Genomic DNA, 22,160 nt, shown 5'->3' with positions numbered 1-22,160 from the left:
ATTTTATAATTAAATTATATAATAAAATAAGGGGGATTATATGGCAGCGCCATTAGTAGCTGCGGGTGCAGCAAAAGTAGGAGGTATGGGTGGAGCAAGCGGGGGAGCAGGCGGTAAATTAGGTTCTATGATGGGCGGCGGTGGAGGCGGCGGTAAGGAAGGCGGCGGCGATAAAGGTGGCGGAATAGGTGATCTAACGGGAGCATTAAATGCAGGTAAGAAATTAGTCGAAAATGGGGTATCAGCTGCAACAGAGGCTGCCAGCGGTAGCCAATCACCTTCCGCAGGCGCAGGTAAGCAGCAGAGTCAGGGGCAGGGTATTGGATAATTCACCGTTATATAGCAAAGGCTTAAATGCATATATAATAAATAAGTAGGATTCATTGCCTTAATAAAAGGCTATTAACATTTAACAAAGCTTAAAAATTTCTAAGAAATTGAGGTTTTGTTTTCAATGGAAATAAGGTAAAGTGCTCTTAGAAAAATTACTATGTTTAAGGGGTGGGAAATGGTTTGTCAAAATTGTGCGGTTGCCGGAGCAGCAGGTGCAGGTTTAGGTGCTTATTTCTATAATCGTGCTCTTGAAAATCCAAATACATTTTTGAATTCAATAATTTTAAAATTTAATGCATTTACTGTTTCTGCTGTGTTTGCCGGTGCTGCTTACCTTACTTCAGCGGGGGCTATGTCTTTCCTTGCTTATTGGTATGGGGGTAAAGTTTTAAATAGTATAGGCTTCAGCTGCCACGATGAATATGATACAGCCGATACCTCAAACACTAACAACCATAAAGACTATGTTCTCTTCACTCATCATAGCGTTGCTGATTATGACCTCATAAAAGAAGTAAACGTCCAAAGGATCCCAACTGATGTTATTATGGTAGATAATAATAATGAAAATAATTCTCTTATTGCTTCTACGCAAGGAAGTAAGATATTTATCAAAGGCGGAGTAAATTATGTTAGCGGAAATAGAGGAGAGGATAAATTTTTCTTTAGTATGTGCAGCACTAAAGTTTATAGTGAAAAAACAAATGTAATAGATGCATTTGAAGAGGGGAAAGATAAAATATACTTGTTTTGCAGCAAGCGAACAATAGAGAAAGAGGATTTAGCCATCTATTATAATGAGCAATATAATGCAACGTTCTTAACTATAGCTAATAACCCGAGCGGTGAGATAGCAATTGCTTTCATGGGTGAGCACCCGGAGCTGCTGAATGATGTATATCTAAATGAGAACTGGGCTGATCACGTAATTTAAGCTAAGGCTAAAACTTTCTATCATTCCTTAATAGTATTGACTGATTAGCTAATTTATAGTATAAAATGAGAATGATTCTCAATCTCGTTTTTTGTTTAGGAGATTAATATGACTACTCCTGTTTCTACACTTAGAGAAGGTTTTAAAGCTATTGTAAAAAATATTGACCTTGAACCTATAATGAAGAAAAGGTTGATTGAGCTCGGGATTACGCCTGAGACAAAGCTTACGGTAGTCAATAAACAAAAAAGTGGCTATATGATTATTGCCACCGAGAATTTTAAGTTGGCTTTTGATAGTTATATCGCTAAACATATAATCGTTCAGCCGATCAATTAAGTTTTAGGTTCAAGGGAGATGAAAAAGATAAGAGTTGCAATTATCGGTAATCCTAATTGTGGTAAATCCACAATATTTAATGCTTTAACAGGCTTAAAACAAGTTGTCGGCAACTGGCCGGGAGTTACGGTTGAAAAGAAAGTAGGTACATTCCAGCATAATGATACTGAAATTGAAATTATTGACTTACCGGGTGTATACTCTTTAAATCAATCCGGGTCTCTAGATGAAGAAATAGCCCATAACTTTTTAGTTAATGAAGAATATGATTTAGCCGTCAATGTTATCGATTCTTCCAATCTTGCCCGCCATTTATATTTGACCGTTCAGTTACTGGAAATGCAAATTCCTTTGATTTTAGCTTTTAATATGAGCGATGTTGCTAAAAATAAAGGGATTAATATTGATAGTAAAAAGATCGAGCAAGCCTTAGGGGCGAAAGTTGTTAAATTGATTGCCAGGAAAGATATTGGGGTTAATGATTTAAAAGAAGAAATAACTGGGTTTCTCGGAAATACGGAAGATAAAGAAAGCTTTATAGAGAAGATTTATCCTCCGAAAATATATGGGCAGATAAAGTGGATTGCTAAAGAAAATCTGATAAGCGAGCGGCAAGTTTTACAGAACCTGGAAAATAGAGCAGAGGATAATAAAGCGTCGGTCGCCTCTCATCAGATTCAGGCTGCTCAACAGGCGATAATGACAGAATATGATGAAGAAAGCTCAATAATTATTCCCGGCATCAGATACGAATTCATTAATAAAATAACAAGTATTGCTATAAGTCGGGAAAAAATTACACGTAGTGATTTTAGTAATAAGCTGGATAAAATATTTTTAAATAAATTTCTTGGTATACCTATTTTTCTACTTTCGGTATATCTGGCTTTTACTTTTAGTATAGTAGTGGGTGGGGCATTTCAAGATTTTTTTGAGTTGTTCTCGGAAGTAGTATTTATGGATATACCGAGGTTACTGTTGGAAAAAATTTCTTCTCCCCGATTACTTACTTTTCTGATTGCCGATTGTATCGGAGGGGGCATTCAAACCGTACTCACCTTTATTCCCATCATATTCGGGTTATACCTGTTTCTCTCATTTTTAGAGGATAGCGGCTATTTGCTTAGAGCTGCGTATTTAATAGATAGAGCAATGAAAGCAATCGGGCTTCCCGGAAAAGCATTTTTCCCGCTTGTGGTAGGATTCGGCTGTAATGTGCCTGCTATAATGGCTGCCCGTATTGTGAATAATCAAAATGACAGAATTGCAATCGCTATGATTGCACCGTTTATGTCCTGTGGGGCAAGGCTTTCGGTATATGCCCTGTTCTGTGCCGCATTTTTCCCCAAGAGCGGGCAAAATATAGTATTTTTATTATATATAATCGGAATCATGGTCGGAATATTTACCGGATGGTTACTTAAAAAAACATTTTTAAAATCAGAGCCTGAGCATTTGATGTTGGAACTGATTGATTATCATTTACCAACTCTAAAAGGAATAATGCTTAAAACTTTTGATAAAGTGCATTCATTCGTGTTTGGTGCCGGAAAGCTTATAGTCATAGTGTTCATTGTGCTGCAATGCTTGAACTCGGTAAGTTTCGATTTGACTATCGGCAACCAAACTAACGGTAAATCCATGCTTGCGGTTATCGGTAAAAAAATTACTCCCCTGTTTAAACCTATCGGAATCAGAGAAGAAAATTGGCCGGCGGCTGTTGGGCTGTTTACCGGGATTTTTGCGAAAGAAGTGGTGGTGGGCACTTTAAACTCTTTATATCTTTCTATTGAGGGTAACAATGAAATTAAGCCTAAACCGATAAATATAGCAGAGAAACTTAAAAATGCATTTTTAAGCATTCCTGAGAATATAAGTAAAATTACGGAAAATTTATCCACCCCGCTCTGGCTTAATCTTTCCGATCAAAACGTCATAGATGAATTTTTAGATGCGGAAGGGGTTTCAGCGTCAATTTACCGAGCTATGCAAAAAGGCTTTGACGGGAGAATAGCTGTATTTTCATATCTATTATTTGTATTGCTGTATTTCCCATGTGTTTCGGTATTTGGAATAATAGTACGAGAGATTGGAACCAAGTGGGCGGTTATTTCCGCCGTATGGTCAACATTGCTTGCTTATGTTGTTTCATGTTCTTTCTATCAGCTTGCAGTTATATCTTATAGAGAAGATGCAAAAGAGATTTATATGAGCATAGGTTTATTAATACTGATTACCGTATTTATACTCTTTGTAACTAATAAAAAAACGGAGCAAAAAGATGCTAATCTTGGAGCTTAAAAAATATATAATGGAGCACCCGAGAGTAAGTTTACTTGAGATTACCAAAAAATTTAATCTAAGTGGTGAGCAGGCACGTAATATGCTTGATCATTGGGTGGAAAGAGGCAAGCTAGACAGATTTAAACCGACACAAATTTGCGGCGGCTGTAAATGCGTAAATGATGAGTGCTTGGTACTTTCCATGGAGCTTTATACTTGGAATAAAGTGTAGGATATTAGGTGAGTGGTAGACTTATTAACGAATATAAATGAGTTTAAAAATGAATTAAAATATTATGCTGCCATAATTTATTTTAAGCCAATTAATATAATAAGAATAAAAAATATTTTTGATAAATTAATGAACCAAGGTATCTTCTATGATGAATTTATTGACATAACATATCCAAAATCAGACTATACTGAAGAATTTATTCTTGCCTTTAATGCAGCATTAAAGAGATTAGGAATTACAGTTCCTGATAATCGAGATGAAGCGGTATTAATATTGCTAAAATATTATATTACGAAGATTGCACTTATTGAGATGGATCCTATTGAAGTATTAGAAAAAATAATGAAAATTATTGACTTTAATGCTGATATTTACTCTAAAAGTAATAAGTATTTAGGTGATTCTTATGGTATTCATAGTTTATTAGGCTTGTATTACGAATATGAGGATATTCTTAATAACTGGTCTCTTAAAGATAAGACGTTTGAAAGTAGGCTCATAAAATTAAAACAGGATATGATAAATTCAGCTGCAAAATGGGTTAAAAAATGCTCGTAAAGTTTTACTATTTTCTTAAATTATATTTAAATAAGGCTCTCGATATAAAAGCTGAAATTATTAAAAAATTATTATATACTTATGCGCTTAATAACAAAAAGGATAAAAGTAATTTGCTAAAGTTTGCCGGCAACTGGAAAGAGGAAGAAGCAAACAGAATGCTTAATGATATTTATTCCTCAAAAATAAGTAAGGAGTAAAATTTTCAAACTTTACCTTAATCTCTAACCTTATAAGCGGTATGGATTGCGACCACCCCGAAAGTTAAGGTTTTATATTTTATGTTATCAAACCCTGCCTGCTCAATCATTAAAGAAAACTTTTCGGGCTTAGGAAATTTTCTGATACTTTCAACCAGATAGCTATATGAATCCTCGCTCCCCGTAATCATTTTGCCGATTTTAGGAATAACCTTAAATGAATAAAAGTCATAAAATTTTCTTATCAGCCCTTCATGTGTGCTACAGAGCTCTAAGCAAATAAATTTACCGCCCTTCTTTAAAACTCGGTGAGCCTCTTTTAGAGCTTTATCAATATGAGTAACATTTCTAATACCGAATGAAATGGTATAATATTCAAAGCTGTTATCTTCAAAAGGGAGGTTCTCGGCATTACCGCAAATATAATGCATCTTATTATTAAGATATGCATATTCATCAAGCATCTTTTGTTTGCCGGCATCAAGCATAGCTTGATTCAGATCGCAGAGGTAAGCTTCTTTGCCGCCAGCTTCCAAAAATTTTCTTGAAATATCCCCTGTGCCACAGGCAACATCTAAAAGAGTATCGTAATACTTAGGTTTAATCTCTTCAATTACCATATCTTTCCAAATATGATGAAGCCCAAAGCTCATTACGTCATTCATGATATCATATTTCGATGCCACGGTCGTAAACACGTTCTGTACTAATTTTTCTTTCTTGGTTTCCTCTACTTCTTTAAAACCGAAATTAGCTTTCTTCATTTATCATGCTCATTAAGTGATTCAGTTTTTTTTCTGCCTCTAAAGTCCATAGTTCCTGATTATTAGTTAAGAATGAAGAAGAGCAGAAATGGCGCTTAAATGCAATAATAACCCGCGCGGTTTGAAAGTCAAACTCGCCGGTGAGATTAATGTCATACCCGAAAGTTTTAAGCTTATGTTGAATTTTAATTATATCTTCGCAGACTAAATTGCTTAGAACCTTTTGCTCAGCAGTATTATTTATGTTCGGAAATATGCCGATACCTTCGCTTGCCAGCAATTCCCAATTAAAAAAGTGGTTAGGGTCATCTTTCCGGTGGGGTGCGATGTCATAATGAGCGATAATGTTTCTGGCTTCGATCGGGTGCTTGGTTATAAGTTCTTTACTTAAAGCTATTAATGAATCAATTTGTTGAGGCGGGAAAGGTTCTGCTCCCTGGTTATCCAGCTCTATGCCGATGGAAAAATTATTTACCATTTCTTTACCTCTCCATGAACTTATACCGGCATGCCAAGCTCTTAAATGATCCGGCACCAATTGATAAATAACTCCATGCTTATCAATCAAATAATGGCTACTTACAGTGTATTCCGGGCTACAGAGCCTTTTTAGCGCGGAATCCGCATCCTGCATGTTGGTGTGATGAATGATGAGAGTATCAATAGATGAATTATCTGGTCTTTTATCAAAATTTGGAGAATTTAAATTTAAAATCTTCATAAAATAAAGCAAAAGGAAGCGTCCCTGGAGAATAAGGGGGAGGGAAGGGACGCTCTTAAGAATCATTATAATACACCTAATATATATATTCAATTCTTTTTTTTAAAAATTATGATATCTTAATTAGTATGTTGAAAATAATATAAAAAACTCTGTGGGGAAATTTGCAAAATCGGTGCTTGAGATAAACTTAGACAGGATATCGCAAAACTATAAAATCTTAAAAAGCTACTTAAGGAAGGCAATTTGTGGAGCATCAATAAAAACTAATGCATATGGTATTGGGATGATGCCGGTTGCTAGAAAGCTTTTTGCTGAAGGCTGTAATGATTTTTTTGTTGCTAATCTTGATGAGGCTTTGGAATGTAGAAAAGTTTTGAGCAATAATAATATTTATTTATTAAACAGAAGTTGTGATTATAGTTTACCAAAGGTGGTTAATGATAGCATTATAAGTTTAAATTATAATGAACAAAATTTCTCAGCAAGCGGTGAAGATGCATATGAAAAATTACAGCATGAACAAGTTATAAGTATAACTGAAGTTGTTGACTCTAAAACTTATTTGAAAAATCCTAATATTTATATTCTGCACGGTGTAAGCTGCATTGAGGGGGCAAAAGCTGCCGCCGAGATGGGGTTAACCCCAATAATAAGTGATTTATCTCAATTGGAAATCTGGAATAATTACGGGAAAAAAATCGGTAAGAAATTGGCTGCCGTGCTGCATTTGGAAACAGGTATGGGAAGGCTTGCTTTACAAAAGAGCGATGCTCTACAAATCAGTACAAATTCGGAGCTTATTTCAAATATTGAGTTAACATATATAATGAGCCATCTTTCTTGTTCTGATGAAGTTAATCATGTAATGAATAAAGCGCAACTTAATGAGATGCAGAAATATCAAAAAATGTTTAAAAATATTCCTATTAGCTTCTCTAATTCAGGAGGAATATTTCTAGGAGAAGAATATCATTTTGATTTGGTAAGGCCGGGAGCGGCACTATTCGGAATTCATTCATGTCATCAAAAACACACCCCGTTTTTACCGGTCGTGACTTTAAAAGCAGGGATCCTTCAGAAAAAAATATTGGAAAAAGATCAGGCGATAGGATACGGCGCAACCGTAAGTGCAAAAAGAGGCGATAAAATTATCACTCTTGAGTGTGGTTACGGGGATGGATACTTTCGAAACTTAAGTAATTTAGGTAAGGGGTATTACAATAATAAAGAGCTTCGGCAAATCGGCAGAGTTTCAATGGATATGATAATCTTTAATGCTAACAATCTGACTGAAGAAGAATTTAATGAAATAGACTACGTTGAATTGCTCGGAGATAATATTACCGTAAATGAAGTTGCAAATTGTGCTGGAACAATTGGCTATGAGGTGCTAACCTCATTAGGTAGTAGATATAAAAAGGTTTATATAGGGTAATATGAACTTCGTTGGAGTAGTCGGTAGGGTTTTTTTAGATTTTGTAAGGTCTTTAGGAAGGCTTGGCATGTTTACGTATGAAACAGTAAAATCTTGTTTTTTCGGCAAGTTTTATTTTAAAGTGCTATTTAGGCAGATGATAGAAATAGGCTATTATTCTCTGCCCGTGATCGGCCTTACTGCGGTTTTTACCGGTGCAGTGCTTGCTTTGCAAAGCTATACCGGGTTTTCTCGTTTTAATGCCGAAAGTTCGATAGCCTCGGTCGTTGTGTTATCAATTACCAGGGAGCTAGGGCCTGTATTGGCGGGGTTAATGCTTGCAGGCAGAATCGGCGCGGCAATTGCTGCAGAAATCGGTACTATGCGGGTAACCGAGCAGATTGATGCGTTATATACTTTAAACACTAATCCATTTAACTATTTAGTTATTCCCAGGGTTTTGGCCGGGATTATAATGCTTCCGTGCTTGGTGTTAGTTGCTGATATTATCGGAGTATTTGGTGGATATTTGGTAAGTATTTATAAGCTTGGTTTTTCTCCGCATACTTATTTAAAAAGTACTATACAGTTCCTTGAAGTTAAGGATGTGACTTCAGGTTTAATTAAAGCTTCGGCATTTGGTTTCGTGGTGACGATTATGGGATGTTATCATGGTTATAACTCCAAAGGTGGAGCGCAAGGCGTTGGAAGTGCTACTACAAATTCCGTGGTTGCAGCTTCAATTTTTATTTTATTTACTAATTATATTATTACCGGACTTCTTTTTTCAAAGTAAATTATGGCAGAAAATTATAAAATAATATTAGAAAATTTATCAAAATCATTTGGAACTAAGCAAGTTCTAAAACGGATTAATTTAAATATTCCCGAACAGGAATCGCTGGTGGTAATCGGCGGCTCGGGCAGTGGGAAATCCGTATTAATCAAAACGATTATGGGTTTGCTGGAACCGGATGAGGGCAGCTTGGTAAAAATTGACGGGCAAGATGTAACGCATATCCCGATCATAAAGCGCGGGGATTTGCTTAATCAATTTGGGATGCTGTTTCAAGGTGGGGCTTTGTTTGATAGTTTGAAAATCTGGGAAAATGTCTCATTTACTCTTCTGCAAGGCAAAAATATTTCTCGTAAAGAAGCGAGAAGAATAGCTGAGGAAAAGCTGGCACTAGTGGGTTTAAACCAAGCAACACTAGATCTTTACCCTAACGAGCTTTCAGGCGGGATGCAAAAAAGAGCAGCTCTTGCAAGAGCCATTGCAAATAATCCGAGTATTATATTTTTTGACGAGCCGACTTCCGGGCTTGACCCGATTACTTCGCAGGTAATAATCGAGTTGATTGCTAATCTTTCTAAAGAGCTTAAAGCAACCACAATTACTATTACTCATGATATGAAGTGTGTTAAAACTATAGCTGATAAAGTGGCCATGATTTATAAGGGCGAGATTATCTGGCAAGGTGAAGGAAAGAACATCGAGTCTTCAGGGAATGAGTATGTTGATCAATTTATCAGCGGAAGAACTACCGGGCCGATCACCAATAATGCTTAAAGCAAAGCTAAGCATTTCCTTAACATTGATAAAAAATTCCTCTAACTCTTTTAGAGGAGTAACTACTATATCCCGCTTATTTTCAGCAACAGTGGAGCAGGGGCTCTAAAGGTTTGCTAAACATAAAGTATCAAAAGGTATAATTATAATGAAAAAGTGATAAGAAAGAAAAATTGTAAGTTAATTTCTATATTGTTACTTAAATGAGTTAGAGTTGTATATTTTAATTGACGTAAGAAGAGAAAAAATTTATATATTAGCAACGACATATGTGCCCGTAGCTCAGCCGGATAGAGCAACTGCCTTCTAAGCAGTGGGTCGGGGGTTCGACTCCTCCCGGGCACGCCAGATAAAATAAGGGTTTTACTATTTATCCTATTTTCATAATCTCTTTATTTTCTACATATTTTCTACACTTAGTATGGGAAAATAAGGTAAAAATATAAATTATTATTTTGAGCTTTTACAGAGTTTGCAAATATAAAAATATGCTTTTTATAAATAAAAAATCGACTTGTGCTTTATATTCTTCTCTTATTGAGGTTTTTCTAATTCTTTTGATATCGTTATTGCATATTTTATATTATATGCACCGTTTTTAACAATGCTTCTTTTCCCTTTACCTAAATTTATATCGGTAAGATCAATGAATTTTAGCCAATCATGATTGGCCTTATCAGCCATATACATGAATAAACGTTTAACTTTGATTGAGCTGCAATTTTCCAGTAGCTCTTGTAGTATATCAGGACGTAAACCTGTTAAACCTTCAATGATCTGGTAGCACTCTACCAAGTCAATTTTGTCGGGAGCAAGATATAAGCATTCCAGTATTGCCCGCTCCAATGCTGATACAATTATAGAAAAGTTCTTCTCTTTATAAGTAGTTAAAGCTAGCTCAGCGGGTAAAAAATTAGTGCTGTAATATTCTATAGGTTCTTCCCATTTATATTGTTTAAACCATCTTGGTAAATTTACTTTATACTGTCCAAATAGTTGTATAGCTTCTTTAAATCTTATATAATGCCCCGAGCCTTGTAAAATAATAGCAGTTAAGCCCCCAACATGTATAAGCGGCGGTTTCTCTTCCTTTTGAATTGCATAAACTCCGCCATGCCAACCCACTATATCATCGGCTCTTTTAAAAGCTCCTTTACCTAGTGATTCCAGCCACCCGCTCTTCTTATATTTTGCTAATAGTAGCCTGGATATCCCCTGCTTTTCAAGTATGGACGTAGATTGATGTTGTGCCGAAAAAGTAGAGAAGGAGGAAAGGAACTCTGATAAAAAAGAAATAACCGATCAGAGGAAAGAAATGAGAAAAGAAAGAAGAAGGAATTATACAAAAGAATTTAAAGTAGAAGCAGTAAGGCTAGTAACTGAAGAAGGATATAGCCTCAGTCAAGCAGCGGAGGGTCTAGGGATCAGTAAAAGTACCATAGCTAAATGGAAGCGGGTATTAAGCAATAAAGGAGATAAGGATATAGCATTTCCCGGCAAAGGGCAGCTTAATCCTGAAGAAGCAAAGCTTAAGGGGTTACAGAAGGAGCTGGAGAGAGTAAAGAGGGAGAGAGACATATTAAAAAAGGCGCTAGCATATTTTGCCGACCCGCTAAAGTAAAATATGCATTTATAGAGAGAGAAGCGCACAAATATAGTATAAGAGAAATGTGCAAAGTGTTTGGGATAGCACAAAGTGGTTATTATGGCTGGAAGAATAACAAAGTAAGTGCTAGGAAAACTAGAGATGCTTATCTTCTTGTAAGGATAAAAGAAATTCATGTAATCTCTAAGGGAATATACGGCTGTCCCAGAATCCATGCCGAGCTCAAGGCAGAGGGAGAGAAAGTTGGCTATAAACGTATATATCGCCTAATGAGATTGTGTAACATACAAGGTAAGTACAGACGCAAGTTTAAAGTAACTACTAATTCCAAGCACAATAATCCTATTCTTCCTAACTTAGTTGAGCAGAACTTTAATGTACTTGCACCTAATCAGGTTTGGGTTGCTGACATCAGCTATTTTTGGACTCGGGAAGGTTGGATGTATTTGGCCATAGTCCTAGACCTTTATTCAAGGAAAGTTGTGGGTTGGGAGATGGAAGATCGAATGACTCAGAGCCTAGTAACAAGAGCATTTCTTAAGGCATTTTGGAATCGTAAACCTTCTCCTGGATTGATCCATCATTCCGACAGGGGTAGCCAATACACTGCCTCTAAATTCCAGAAAACCTTGACCCAATTAGGCGTAAGATCAAGCATGTCAGGCAAAGGCAACTGTTTTGATAACGCCGTTGCTGAATCATTCTTTCATACTATAAAAAACGAATTAACTTTTAAGCGTATTTTTAAAACTAAAAGTGAGGTAAAAAGTGCTGTATTTAAATACATAGAAGCTTTCTATAATGGAAAACGTAGACATTCTACTTTAAACTATTGCTCTCCTAACATTTTTGAGCAATATTACTACAAAGTTGCTTAACTACTTCTCCACTTAGCGGGATAAGATCAGTTAGTGTTTGGTATATTTGGAGCTATAGCGGAATACGAGAGAGAATTGATAATAGAGAGAACGAAAGCTGGTTTACTATCAGCAAGAGCGAGAGGAAGATTAGGAGGAAGGCCACGTAAGATGGATATAGCGACCTTACAGATGGCAATGGCTGCTATGTCTAATCGTAAGTCGATGGCTGAGGAAGTTGCAAAGAAACTAGGGATAAAGAAAGCCACTCTATATTATTATGTTAATGGGGATGGTTCTTTGAAAGAAGCTGGGGTAAAGCTACTAAATGCTTTCAAATAATCTTAGGGGAGTAACAGGCTATGTCTATAAAAAGTAATAAAATAACAATTAATATATATAAGCCTTATTTTATATGTGTGTCGCTTTGCTTGATTATAGGAGGGTTAGCTGCTGTTATTACAAAATTATCTGAAAAGGATTGGTATACAAATCTTTTAAAGCCTGGCTTTACACCACCTAATTGGCTGTTTGGCCCAGTTTGGTTAATTTTATATATAATAATTGGAATTGCTTGGGGGCATATTAATAAGATTGATCGCTCTAATACTATATTTACAAAACAAAACATATGTTTTGTAATACAATTAGCCCTTAATTGCACATGGTCTTATATATATTTTGGAGCGCATAAAATTCTTTATGCTTGGTTAGATCTTACATTATTATGGTTTACTGTAATAATTACTATGTATTATTTCTTTAATGTATCTAAATTTTCAGGACTATTGTTGATACCCTATTTTATTTGGATAACTTATGCTAATGTGCTTAATGTTACGATATGGTATTTGAATAAGTAATCTATTTTATTTTGTTGTGGAAATATAAATTCTAATAAAACCTTTTATTTAAAACATAGTTAATCATCTATGCCGAATTATTTTGTTTTTACCCGGCACTTGTCTTTTTAGAATTAGCTTTATGTTAAACCAATATGAGTTATAAAAACCTTTTTTATAACTCATAAATAAGCTATATTATAAGTTATAAAATAATGAGCTATAACTCATGACTTGGAACTGGCAACAAGAAGATTGGCCAAATTTTAAATATGATAAAAGTGTTTTAGAAGGATTGGAAAACAATTTTCTAAAAAACTCCGGTATATTAATTGGTGCATTTAAACATTTAAGTGAAGATAATAAAAAGAAGTTAATTATCGAGATTATAAGTAATGAGGCACTTAAAACCTCAGAAATAGAAGGCGAGTATTTAAACCGAGATAGTGTACAGTCATCAATTCGTAGGCAATTTGGCTTGCAAACCGACAACCATACCATTACACCGGCAGAACAAGGTATAACGGAATTAATGATGAATTTATACGAATCTTTTGATAAGCCACTGGATGATGAACAACTTTTTAACTGGCATAGAATGATAACTAAAGGCCGCAATGATTTAAAAGATGTAGGAAGATATCGTACACATAGTGAGCCGATGCAGGTAATATCAGGTGCCTTTCACAGACCTAATATTCATTTTGAAGCACCCCCCTCAAAAGATATGGAAAAAGAAATGAAGCATTTTATAAAGTGGTTTAATGACACTGCTCTCGGGGGCAAAGATAAATTACCTCTTCTTACACGTGCTGCAATTGCGCATTTATATTTCGTATCTATTCATCCCTTCGAAGATGGCAACGGACGAATTGCACGGGCGATTTCAGAAAAAGCTTTAGCACAAAGTATTGGGAAGCCTACCCTTATAGCTTTATCGCATATGATAGCAAAGCAGAAAAAGATATATTATGACGAGTTGGAAAGAGCTAATAAGCATAATGAGATTACCGCATGGATTTCATACTTTGCACAAACTGTTTTAGAGGCACAAAGCCATACGCAAATACAAATTGAGTTTATGATTAATAAGACCAAGTTTTATGACCGGTTTAAAGATAAATTTAATGAACGGCAAAATAAAGTTATCAAACGTATATTTCAAGAAGGATCACAGGGCTTTCAAGGGGGGTTGAGTGCAGAAAATTACCTAAGCATTACTAAAACTACACGTGCAACTGCTACAAGAGATTTACATGATCTAGTTGAAAAAGGTGCCCTTACCCGTAGAGGGGAGCGCAAACATACAAGGTATTATCTAAATATAAGGGAGGTAGGCGAGTAGGATAGCTAAATTATTCCAATTTTACCTGGAATGCTAAAAACAGGGATTTGAGATCATTCCACCTCAATAAAAATCCTTCACGTACAATTTTTACAAATTGAGCTTCAGCTACAAGTTAGGTGATGTGTCAACAGTTAATCCAAGTATATAAGGTATTAACTGCTGTTAGTCACTCTTATTGCCTTACAATTTCATTTTTTTCGGTGTTTTCTTGCTGGGCAGATGATAGCCTTTGTATTATTTGTTTTTCTAAGCGTTCGACGAAAGATTGCCTTTCAGCTTCCTTATTATTATTAATATTAGTTATTTTCCTTAATAAGATAAATTCTTTATCTTCAGGATCAATATTCCCTATGCCTTTTATAGGTAAACATACTATATTATTTGCTGGTTGTTTGCTTAGCCATAATTCACATTCTTCATTAAATAATTCGACTCTCAATTCTTTTATACATAATGCTTGAATAGATAGAAAGGTACTTTGCATGAATAGGCGGTAATCTTGATAGTTAAAAGGAGTGGTAACTTGATGTATATTTAATACCTTGTGTCCAATAAAGGCAGCTAAATCTAAAGTGCCGCTTGTAGTTCCTATTATACCATGTAAGTTAATCTTATCTCGATTTTCATATAAGCACGTCAAAAGTCGAAGGTGGGCTAATTTTGAATAATCTTGTTCATCTGATATTTCATACATAAATGGGTAAATGTTAGCTATAGAATTTTTTATTTTCCCTTCTTTATTCTTTCTATTATCCGCATGGATTGTTATAATATTATAACGTTCTTGCAGAGAGGAAGCTAGATTATTTAAAACATTAATAAAAGAACTTTGCTTGTAGTTTGCTTTAGCGGAATATCGTGTATGAAAAATGATAGTAGGTTTTTTTATTTCTTCATTTTTAGGGTTTATATCATAATTTATATTTCTCAAGCTGTGATCTACAAAAAAATATATTCTTCCTTTAATTTGTGGTGGAACAATATATTCCTTTTCCCATTTCTTAAAACCATCTCTTAATATGTTAGTAGTCTTATCAAAACCATGTTCATCAAAATGATTAGAAATTATTGTAGTTGATAGCCTATGATCAATGTAATATTTATACTCTTTTTCTTCCAATACTTCTTCTAATGTTCCTTGCCTTATGTTTGCGTAATGTGCACTATTATCAATTCTTAGAGCTTCAAAGTAATCTTTATAACCTAAAGTGTTGACAAAGCTTAAAGCTCTTCTTACTTGATCACCGGTATTTAACTTGCTGGACTCGGGAAATATTTCTTTATTAGCATCCTTATCATGAGTTAGCAATATTTTAGGCACTAACTTTTTGTGGTGCTTAGATAGTATAGTGAATGCCAGCATATGGTAAATATCACCGGAGCTATTGAGGGGAGCCATAGCCATCACAACTTTTTCATGCTCTTTTAATTCAGAAAACTTAATTCCTAAGTCAAGGTAAGGGGAGTTTAAATCAATAGGTGAAGCTTCGGTTGTTGTTGGAGTAATCCCTTTATATTGAGAGATATCCACTTCGGCAAACTCTGCTAATAATTCCGCTACCTCATAGTCCTGTGGCTCTTCATCAGCAGGTGCAATATCTTGGAAATTTTTACTTTTATCCAACATGGAATATACCAATTTAAATAATATAGTGTCATTTTATAAGTAAAATGCTATTTAATCTACAATTTTTATATTATTTTATAGTTTAGTGAGAGAGATAAATTACAATAACCAAGCTATTTAAGGGGTACCTTTATTACTTACTTAAAAGGGTAGTGTTGCAAAGAATAAGATTTGAGAGTAGCTATAGAGTTAAGCAAGCAACTAATGATTTATTCATATGAGGAAGTATCAGCCTATAGATTTTAAATGGCGCCACTATGAAGGGGAGATTATATTATTATGTGTACGCTGGTATTTGAGGTACAGACTTAGTTATCGTAATTTAAGTGAAATGCTGGAAGAGAGAGGATTAAACATTTCTCCAAGTACCATATACAGGTGGGTTCAGCATTATGGGCCTGAAATACAAAAGAAAGTTAGCTATTTTGTCAAATCCACCAATTCTTCTTGGTACCTGGATGAAACTTATATCAAGGTTAAAGGTTAAAGGTCAATGGTTATACTTATATAGAGCAATTGATAGTAACAAAAACACTATTGATTTCTACTTAAGCAAGACACGTAATCACAAAGCAGCTAAATTATTCTTAACTAAATTACTCAATAAGAAAAATACTTATGAACCAAAAAGTATCACGGTAGATGCTAATCCCTCATATACCTTAGCTTTTACTCAATTACAAAAAGAAGGAAAGTTTACCAATACAACTATAAGAAAGAACAAATATCTAAATAATATTATTGAGCAAGATCATAGACGGGTAAAATGGAAAACTAAAGATGCTATGGGTTATCATAGTTATAAAACAGCTTATAATACCATCCGAGGAATTGAGACAATGACCATGTTATTTAAGGGGCAGCTTTATCACTTGCATAAGAGCTCTGCTATAAATATTGAATACTTTATTGAAAGGCAATTCAACTTACCCACTCCTGCTTATGAATTCTAAAAAACCTCATAAAACTAGATAACTTCTTCATTCAATTCCATTCTTTGCAACGCTACCCTTAAAAGCTCACCTATAAATAATAAATACTTTATTAAGGGGACAATTTCATTTACCTACTCCTGCTTATGAATTATAAAATACCTCATAAAACTAAATAACTTCTTCCTTCAATCTCATTCTTTGCAATACTACTATAACATCAATGGGCTGAATTTAGTTTTATGCTTATAACCCGGTTGAAAGCTTTAATTATAAGGTTAGTATCTATTTTAGAATCCAGTATTATACTTACAACTTTCTTAGAAAATAAAATCTGAATTTCCTTTTCAAAAAGGATTTTTTGAGGGGTGTCCATAAAAGGCATAAAGATATTTATAGACAAGCACAATTTATGGACGCATTTTAGAGACAGGTTTTTAGGTATGCTTTGTTTAGTAAAGTTACCGTCCCTAAATCGCCCGTTTTAGGGACGGTCGATTAAGTGATTTGCGGTCTTGTTGCGCAAATAAGTATAGAGCTGGAAGTTTACCAGAATACCAAAAGAATTAAAATAAGAGCGGTAGCAAAAGATAAGTAAGGCAGTAATACTAACAAGCTAAAGACAAAAAGAAAAAAGCTACTATGAAGAAGAAAATTAAAGGAAGAAGCGACTCTAGGAAAATTAAATACAAAATAAAGAATTGGAAAGAGTATAACCAATCACTAAAGAATAGAGGATCACTTACTGTATGGATAAGTAAGGATATAGATGAGTTATGGTATTTTAGTAAAGGCAGTATATGTAAACGTGGAAGGTTAACCTTTTATTCTGATTATGCAATTGAGATGATGCTAACAATGCGTATGTTACTAAAGCTGCCACTAAGGCAAACCGAAGGGTTTGTCAAATCAATATTTGAGCTTATTAAAGTTAAGCGTGAAGTACCTGAATTTAGTAGGCTATCTAAGCGGTCTAAATGTTTACTTGAGAGAATAAAGTTACCACCACTAACTGAAAATGGATACTTAGTAATAGATAGCACTGGCATAAAAGTATACGGAGAAAGTGAATGGCTTGTTTTCAAGTATGGAGGTGAAGTAAAAAGAAGAGTATGGCGTAAGTTACATATAGGAGTTAACAAAGAGGGATTAATAATTTCACGTGTTATGACCAATCATATAACAGATGATCGTAAATGCTTAGAACCATTAATAGAGCAAGCAAACCAAGAGAAGGTAGCTGAGGTTTTAGCTGATGGAGGTTATGATGGTAACAATACTTACAGATTCTTAGAAACTCAAAATATTAAACCCATAATTCCACCCCCCAAGAATGCTAAAAGCTCTCCCATAACACCGAGATTTGATACAATACATTATATAAGAGAAAAAGGGTACCATGCTTGGTATAATAAAAACGAGTATGGAAGAAGAGAAATTGTAGAGAATGCATTTTACCGGTACAAAAGCATTATAGGTGCAAAACTAAGATCTAGAAAATGGGACAATCAAGATGCAGAAACATTACTTGGTTGCCATATGCTTAACAAAATGACTATCCTAGGTAGGCCTCAATCGGTAAAACTCTCTTAAATAACAGGGTAAAGGGTAAAATATTGTTTACCTCTGATTTAGGCAACAAAGCCGTATTTCCCGAAAGTAGGGCAATTACTTGAGATGATTGCAGAACCCTGGAAACAAAGAAATTGGCAATATAAGAAGATCAACATATTGATAGAGAAAGCTAAATAAAAGAAATTTAATATAAAGCCATTGTAACCAACTAATGCCTTTGGTTTTAGGCTAAGAATACTTACAACATATTAAATTTATAATAAAAACGACTTTAACAAGAGAAATTTTATTTATCCATATAATATTATATTAATAAAAACCCCATTACTCTTTTAGAGAGTTTAATTAGCTCTATACTGCAATAAAATTATATCCTCATTTACCAGAAAAGCCAAATTCAGTGAATGAGTAGAAACATAATTAATTATTCTTAACAGTCAAACCATACAACTTAACATGCATAAAACCAAGGTGTATTATAATCCTTTTTAGTTAGAAACATTATAATTATCTTGGGCATAAAATATGCCTATAGCTAGGAGTATATAAGATGAAAAGAAAGTTAATTTCAAAAGACCACGACAATAGTCGATTGCTCATAGATGCTATTAAGGAAGAAAATTGGGTTAAAGCTAAGAAAATTATCAAAAATGCAGATACTAATAAACAAGACTCTAAAGGTTGGACCCCCTTAATGCTAATTCTTGATAGTACTGTACCAAAATTAAGTTTGTTTGTAGAAATACTTAAAAAGAATGATACCAATATTAACATTCAGAATAGAGACGGTGACACAACTTTAATAATTGCTGCAAGGAAAGGAAACACTAAAGCAGTTGAAATGCTGTTTAAATATAAACCTGATATTGATATTAATATTATAAATAAGCTAGGCGATGATGCTTTTATTTCAGCTATTCTTTCCGGAGAAATTGGTACAGTTAAACTTATATTTGAAGCTGGATATAAAGAATTACATAATATATATTATGATGAAGAACATGAAAGTTTTACCGTTTTAACCCGTGCAGCACGCTTGAATTTTACAGAAGCAATTGAGTTTTTAATTGCTAAAGGAGCCGATGTGAACTTTCCTAGTAATGAAGAAACTGCTTTAACGGTTGCCGCACAATATGGGTGCTGTGAGGCTTTATCAATATTACTTGGATATGGAGCAAATGTAGAAATTACAGACCATAATGGTAACACTGCTTTAATTTTAGCAGCCGACAATGGTCATGAAGATATAGTAAATAAACTAATCAGTGCTGAGGCCAATGTTAATTATCAAGATGATGAGGGTAGAACTGCTTTAATGCTTGCTGCTGAAAAAGGCTATATACAAATAGTTGGAGATCTTCTTAATGCTAAAGCAAATCCTAACCTACAAGATCATTATGGAAATACTGCTTTAATGCTTATTTCAAATTGTGATAATATGAAAATTGGTAGAGAAATAACACAAACTCTTATTACCCATTCAGCTAATCTAGATTTGCAAAATGAGGACAAATGGACTGCACTAATGCTTGCTCTTGAAAATGATCATTTTAGCATAGCAAAAATATATATTGAGGAGGGAGCAGATGTAAATATATCGGATGAAAAGAATTATACAGCATTAATTTATGCTATGCAAAATAACGCAAACAATAGTCTAGTCGAACTAATAATAGCTAAAGCAGATGATGAAACAAAACTTAATGCTTTAATGTATGCAATAGAAAACGATCTAGAAAATATCGCGCAACTCCTTATTGCAAAGATAGTAAATATCAATGAACAAATTAATAACACCACTCCTTTAATCGAAGCTGTTAGATTCGGTCGTCTAAAAATTATTAATCAACTAATTATAGCTGGTGCTGCGTTGAATGAGCAAGATGCGTTTGGTAAAACAGCCTTAATATACGCTTATGAAAAAAATTATAATAAAATTTTTGAAATATTAATTAAGGCTGGAGCAAAGATTAGTGATGAAATAAGAGAGGTTTTAAAAAATAAACAAAATAAAGACACATTATTGGCTAGTGATACACCTACCTCCACAGTTGCTAATCTAAAAAAGGAGAAACCTAATTACCTAATAAATACAATAGCATATGTACCTTACCATGAGGAAGATTTAGAAGAGCTTTCTTCAGATGAAGAATTAGATGGAGAATTTACCGAAGAAATGTTTAATTTCAATCCTGGAAATCTTGAGACTATGCCATATAGAGCAATTAAAACTTTACCAAAAAATCAAATTCAGGACAAATTAGAAGATGCATCGGCAGGTACACTTTTAAGAGGAAATGTTCCTATTAAAAAAGAGAGGATTAAAGAACATGACTTATTATCTGATAAATATCCAAAAAGTACAGTTATAGAACCATTTTTGCAAAAACTTGCTGAACAAGCATTTAATGACCCTAATGAATCTAATCAAAACCGCTTTGCTGTCAGCTTTGCTTTAAATAGACCTCGCTCTTTGAGTACGAGAAGAAATCACTGCCTATTTAGAGAAATGAGCATACAGGTAGGCAGTGAAATATCTCATGAGAAATTTGGGATGTTTTGGGATTTTCATTGGTATGATAGTAATGGTAAGCCTGTAGTATACCATATAGTAAGAAGCTTCTATAAACAACTCAAAAGGTATGATGAAGAAAAAGCTGAATCTTTTAGAACTATAAATGAAGATGGAATAAAGCATAAAGTACCATATCAAGCTCTAAGAGAGAGATTAAGAATTCATGAAAATACTAAAAACTATGTAAAATATTTTAGAGAAATTGCTCCTAACGCACCTATCTATTTTAGTTTCATTGATATTGATGTTGTAAGCTTTAATAATATATATACAGCATATGATCAAATATACATGGAATCAACTTCATTACCTACAATTATGACAACAGGTTATGAGTTCCCTTCTAGGCTAGAAGATTTGCCGATTAATATAAACCAAGAGACAAAAGAAATGATGCCAGCTTTAAGCTTTATAAGCCAGCTTGATAGAGCGATTAGAATAGCTGTAGCAAAAATCCTTCCTTGTAGAGTATATTATCCTGAACCCAATACTTGTGTATTACTATCTAATAACGAGTCGACATTGCCGGAATCATTTGTGGCGGAGGACAATGCTGGCAGACAAAAAGGTGATATGGAATCAGTTCATTTATTAAGAAACATAATAAAAAGCAGGTCTAATATAGCAATTATATTTAGTGATAAAAACCCTATTATAACAACTATACCTGATAGATGTACTAGAAATGGTAAAGGGTTTATTCAATTCAGCTCAGATTTTAAAGCAGGAGGTTCTCCTTCAATGGATGATTTGAAACTTATAAGACAACCAATAGTGTCACAATCACATTGTGCAGATCAAACATGGGCTAATAATATGGTTATGATTGAAGAATTTTCAATAGAAGAAGGTATAGATAAAGGTTGGGGCGACAAAAAGAGAAATATAATAGGTTTAAAAACAGTACTAAAAGAGGCTTTCAAAAAGGGGAATCCATTATTCTTCAAAAGTATAGAAGAGATTAAAGAACTTGATCCCGAATCTATAAATCCTCCTGTAATAGAAGAGGGTATTTTCTGTGAAGAAGAGGATGTAGAAAAAATTAAGGAAGCTGTACAAGCAACACATAAAACAATAACAGTAATTTTAAAAAACCATTTGTTCCGAACCAGAGATCATTTGGAAACAGAATTAGTTAGCCTGGATAACATGGAAATAGAAGAGCAAAGAGTAAGCTCTTCTCAATTCTCAACTTTTTCTGTAAACAGAAGGTTTGAGACACAATGCAGTAATACTTCTCAAAGAGGTAAATAAAGCTGATATTCCAAATAAAAAATTATTTAATTAGTCTTCAATGTTAACTCCCTATCAGGTAAAGAATTATAGTAGATAAGTTGAATAGGGTAACTTTCATGGTAAAAGCAAGGGTACTTAGTTTATTTTATATATAGAATAAATAAAGCTCAGTTTAATGTTGTGAAAAACCAAATAAAAAAGCTTACCA

20 protein-coding genes, 1 tRNA gene and 2 pseudogenes are annotated in these 22,160 nt (G+C 34.1%); 19 read left to right on the top strand and 4 right to left on the bottom strand.

Annotated elements, in window-relative coordinates:
- The first annotated feature begins 40 nt into the window (after positions 1-40).
- From I862_RS03110 to I862_RS03080, 7 genes are all read left to right on the top strand, one after another.
- Positions 41-328, top strand: a complete 288-nt coding sequence (locus I862_RS03110) for a hypothetical protein (RefSeq protein WP_052646352.1) — start codon at positions 41-43, stop codon at positions 326-328.
- A gap of 180 nt (positions 329-508) precedes the next feature.
- Positions 509-1,267: a hypothetical protein gene (locus I862_RS03105; RefSeq protein ID WP_148299475.1), complete on the top strand. Its 759-nt coding sequence runs from the start codon at positions 509-511 to the stop codon at positions 1,265-1,267.
- A gap of 108 nt (positions 1,268-1,375) precedes the next feature.
- On the top strand, positions 1,376-1,606 hold the full coding sequence (locus I862_RS03100; protein WP_038538876.1) for a FeoA family protein: 231 nt from the start codon (positions 1,376-1,378) through the stop codon (positions 1,604-1,606).
- A gap of 18 nt (positions 1,607-1,624) precedes the next feature.
- On the top strand, positions 1,625-3,907 hold the full coding sequence (gene feoB / locus I862_RS03095) for a Fe(2+) transporter permease subunit FeoB (protein WP_038538872.1): 2,283 nt from the start codon (positions 1,625-1,627) through the stop codon (positions 3,905-3,907).
- Positions 3,888-4,121, top strand: coding sequence for a FeoC-like transcriptional regulator (locus tag I862_RS03090; protein WP_038538869.1), 234 nt, complete (start codon positions 3,888-3,890; stop codon positions 4,119-4,121). Before feoB ends, I862_RS03090 begins: the two co-directional genes overlap by 20 nt.
- 12 nt (positions 4,122-4,133) lie before the next feature.
- The gene (locus tag I862_RS03085) at positions 4,134-4,682 is read left to right on the top strand and encodes a hypothetical protein (protein WP_038538867.1); all 549 of its coding nucleotides are present in this window, start codon (positions 4,134-4,136) and stop codon (positions 4,680-4,682) included.
- Complete coding sequence (locus tag I862_RS03080) at positions 4,673-4,882, top strand: hypothetical protein (protein WP_038538864.1); 210 nt, start codon at positions 4,673-4,675, stop codon at positions 4,880-4,882. The genes I862_RS03085 and I862_RS03080 overlap by 10 nt, the downstream gene beginning before the upstream one ends.
- 17 nt (positions 4,883-4,899) lie before the next feature.
- On the opposite strand, the gene ubiE is transcribed toward I862_RS03080, so the two are convergent.
- Both ubiE and I862_RS03070 read right to left on the bottom strand, forming a co-directional pair.
- A complete protein-coding gene (gene ubiE / locus I862_RS03075; protein ID WP_038538861.1) occupies positions 4,900-5,646 on the bottom strand; it encodes a bifunctional demethylmenaquinone methyltransferase/2-methoxy-6-polyprenyl-1,4-benzoquinol methylase UbiE in 747 nt (248 codons plus the stop codon).
- Positions 5,633-6,367 (bottom strand): N-acetylmuramoyl-L-alanine amidase, encoded by a 735-nt coding sequence (locus I862_RS03070; protein ID WP_052646351.1) that lies wholly within the window; start codon positions 6,365-6,367, stop codon positions 5,633-5,635. Before I862_RS03070 ends, ubiE begins: the two co-directional genes overlap by 14 nt.
- 154 nt (positions 6,368-6,521) lie before the next feature.
- Here I862_RS03070 and alr point away from each other — a divergent pair, with 154 nt between their 5' ends.
- From alr to I862_RS03050, 4 genes are all read left to right on the top strand, one after another.
- On the top strand, positions 6,522-7,805 hold the full coding sequence (gene alr, locus I862_RS03065) for an alanine racemase (RefSeq protein ID WP_052646350.1): 1,284 nt from the start codon (positions 6,522-6,524) through the stop codon (positions 7,803-7,805).
- 1 nt (position 7,806) lies between these two features.
- Positions 7,807-8,580, top strand: a complete 774-nt coding sequence (locus tag I862_RS03060; protein WP_038538857.1) for an MlaE family ABC transporter permease — start codon at positions 7,807-7,809, stop codon at positions 8,578-8,580.
- Positions 8,581-8,583: 3 nt separating this feature from the next.
- Positions 8,584-9,354 carry an ABC transporter ATP-binding protein gene (locus tag I862_RS03055; protein ID WP_038538855.1) on the top strand — a complete coding sequence of 257 codons (771 nt, stop codon included), beginning with the start codon at positions 8,584-8,586 and terminating at the stop codon, positions 9,352-9,354.
- A gap of 271 nt (positions 9,355-9,625) precedes the next feature.
- Positions 9,626-9,702, top strand: a tRNA-Arg gene (locus I862_RS03050).
- A gap of 186 nt (positions 9,703-9,888) precedes the next feature.
- Here I862_RS03050 and I862_RS03045 read toward each other — a convergent pair.
- The gene (locus tag I862_RS03045) at positions 9,889-10,584 is read right to left on the bottom strand and encodes a type IV toxin-antitoxin system AbiEi family antitoxin (protein WP_075260582.1); all 696 of its coding nucleotides are present in this window, start codon (positions 10,582-10,584) and stop codon (positions 9,889-9,891) included.
- Positions 10,585-10,669: 85 nt separating this feature from the next.
- Here I862_RS03045 and I862_RS03040 point away from each other — a divergent pair, with 85 nt between their 5' ends.
- The 5 genes and pseudogenes from I862_RS03040 to I862_RS03020 all read left to right on the top strand — a co-directional run bounded on the left by I862_RS03040 (position 10,670) and on the right by I862_RS03020 (position 14,004).
- Entirely contained in the window at positions 10,670-10,975 is a 306-nt protein-coding gene (locus tag I862_RS03040; RefSeq protein WP_038538426.1) for an IS3 family transposase, read from the top strand.
- Positions 10,933-11,838 carry an IS3 family transposase gene (locus tag I862_RS03035; protein WP_148299464.1) on the top strand — a complete coding sequence of 302 codons (906 nt, stop codon included), beginning with the start codon at positions 10,933-10,935 and terminating at the stop codon, positions 11,836-11,838. Before I862_RS03040 ends, I862_RS03035 begins: the two co-directional genes overlap by 43 nt.
- 27 nt (positions 11,839-11,865) lie before the next feature.
- Positions 11,866-12,159, top strand: a pseudogene (locus tag I862_RS08760) (recombinase family protein); the annotation flags it as partial.
- A 20-nt stretch (positions 12,160-12,179) separates the two neighbouring features.
- A complete protein-coding gene (locus I862_RS03025; RefSeq protein WP_052646349.1) occupies positions 12,180-12,680 on the top strand; it encodes a TspO/MBR family protein in 501 nt (166 codons plus the stop codon).
- Positions 12,681-12,888: 208 nt separating this feature from the next.
- On the top strand, positions 12,889-14,004 hold the full coding sequence (locus tag I862_RS03020) for a Fic family protein (protein ID WP_038538848.1): 1,116 nt from the start codon (positions 12,889-12,891) through the stop codon (positions 14,002-14,004).
- A 175-nt stretch (positions 14,005-14,179) separates the two neighbouring features.
- Here I862_RS03020 and I862_RS03015 read toward each other — a convergent pair whose 3' ends face one another.
- The gene (locus tag I862_RS03015; RefSeq protein ID WP_038538845.1) at positions 14,180-15,634 is read right to left on the bottom strand and encodes a hypothetical protein; all 1,455 of its coding nucleotides are present in this window, start codon (positions 15,632-15,634) and stop codon (positions 14,180-14,182) included.
- 217 nt (positions 15,635-15,851) lie between these two features.
- Between I862_RS03015 and I862_RS03010 the strand changes: the two are divergent.
- The 3 genes and pseudogenes from I862_RS03010 (at position 15,852) to I862_RS03000 (ending at position 21,970) form a co-directional block, all read left to right on the top strand.
- Positions 15,852-16,587: pseudogene (locus I862_RS03010) on the top strand (IS6 family transposase).
- 621 nt (positions 16,588-17,208) lie between these two features.
- A complete protein-coding gene (locus I862_RS03005; protein WP_052646348.1) occupies positions 17,209-18,159 on the top strand; it encodes an IS5 family transposase in 951 nt (316 codons plus the stop codon).
- A 532-nt stretch (positions 18,160-18,691) separates the two neighbouring features.
- Positions 18,692-21,970 (top strand): ankyrin repeat domain-containing protein, encoded by a 3,279-nt coding sequence (locus tag I862_RS03000; RefSeq protein ID WP_038538842.1) that lies wholly within the window; start codon positions 18,692-18,694, stop codon positions 21,968-21,970.
- Positions 21,971-22,160: the final 190 nt, after the last annotated feature.

The organism is endosymbiont of Acanthamoeba sp. UWC8, assembly GCF_000730245.1.
In the GTDB taxonomy this organism is placed as follows: domain Bacteria; phylum Pseudomonadota; class Alphaproteobacteria; order Rickettsiales; family Midichloriaceae; genus Jidaibacter.
The sequence above is the reverse complement of the archived record's forward strand: the minus strand, read 5'-3'. Positions and strand labels throughout refer to the sequence as shown.

Excerpts from the sequence above, each read along its gene's own strand:
- I862_RS03105 (WP_148299475.1), top strand. The coding sequence starts at position 509 with ATGGTTTGTCAAAATTGTGCGGTTGCCGGAGCAGCAGGTGCAGGTTTA.
- I862_RS03100 (WP_038538876.1), top strand. The coding sequence starts at position 1,376 with ATGACTACTCCTGTTTCTACACTTAGAGAAGGTTTTAAAGCTATTGTA.
- I862_RS03000 (WP_038538842.1), top strand. The coding sequence starts at position 18,692 with ATGAAAAGAAAGTTAATTTCAAAAGACCACGACAATAGTCGATTGCTC.
- I862_RS03055 (WP_038538855.1), top strand. The coding sequence starts at position 8,584 with ATGGCAGAAAATTATAAAATAATATTAGAAAATTTATCAAAATCATTT.
- I862_RS03070 (WP_052646351.1), bottom strand. The coding sequence starts at position 6,367 with ATGAAGATTTTAAATTTAAATTCTCCAAATTTTGATAAAAGACCAGAT.
- I862_RS03040 (WP_038538426.1), top strand. The coding sequence starts at position 10,670 with ATGAGAAAAGAAAGAAGAAGGAATTATACAAAAGAATTTAAAGTAGAA.
- ubiE (WP_038538861.1), bottom strand. The coding sequence starts at position 5,646 with ATGAAGAAAGCTAATTTCGGTTTTAAAGAAGTAGAGGAAACCAAGAAA.
- I862_RS03080 (WP_038538864.1), top strand. The coding sequence starts at position 4,673 with ATGCTCGTAAAGTTTTACTATTTTCTTAAATTATATTTAAATAAGGCT.
- I862_RS03005 (WP_052646348.1), top strand. The coding sequence starts at position 17,209 with ATGAAGAAGAAAATTAAAGGAAGAAGCGACTCTAGGAAAATTAAATAC.
- I862_RS03090 (WP_038538869.1), top strand. The coding sequence starts at position 3,888 with ATGCTAATCTTGGAGCTTAAAAAATATATAATGGAGCACCCGAGAGTA.
- I862_RS03110 (WP_052646352.1), top strand. The coding sequence starts at position 41 with ATGGCAGCGCCATTAGTAGCTGCGGGTGCAGCAAAAGTAGGAGGTATG.
- feoB (WP_038538872.1), top strand. The coding sequence starts at position 1,625 with ATGAAAAAGATAAGAGTTGCAATTATCGGTAATCCTAATTGTGGTAAA.
- I862_RS03015 (WP_038538845.1), bottom strand. The coding sequence starts at position 15,634 with ATGTTGGATAAAAGTAAAAATTTCCAAGATATTGCACCTGCTGATGAA.
- I862_RS03025 (WP_052646349.1), top strand. The coding sequence starts at position 12,180 with ATGTCTATAAAAAGTAATAAAATAACAATTAATATATATAAGCCTTAT.
- I862_RS03060 (WP_038538857.1), top strand. The coding sequence starts at position 7,807 with ATGAACTTCGTTGGAGTAGTCGGTAGGGTTTTTTTAGATTTTGTAAGG.
- I862_RS03020 (WP_038538848.1), top strand. The coding sequence starts at position 12,889 with ATGACTTGGAACTGGCAACAAGAAGATTGGCCAAATTTTAAATATGAT.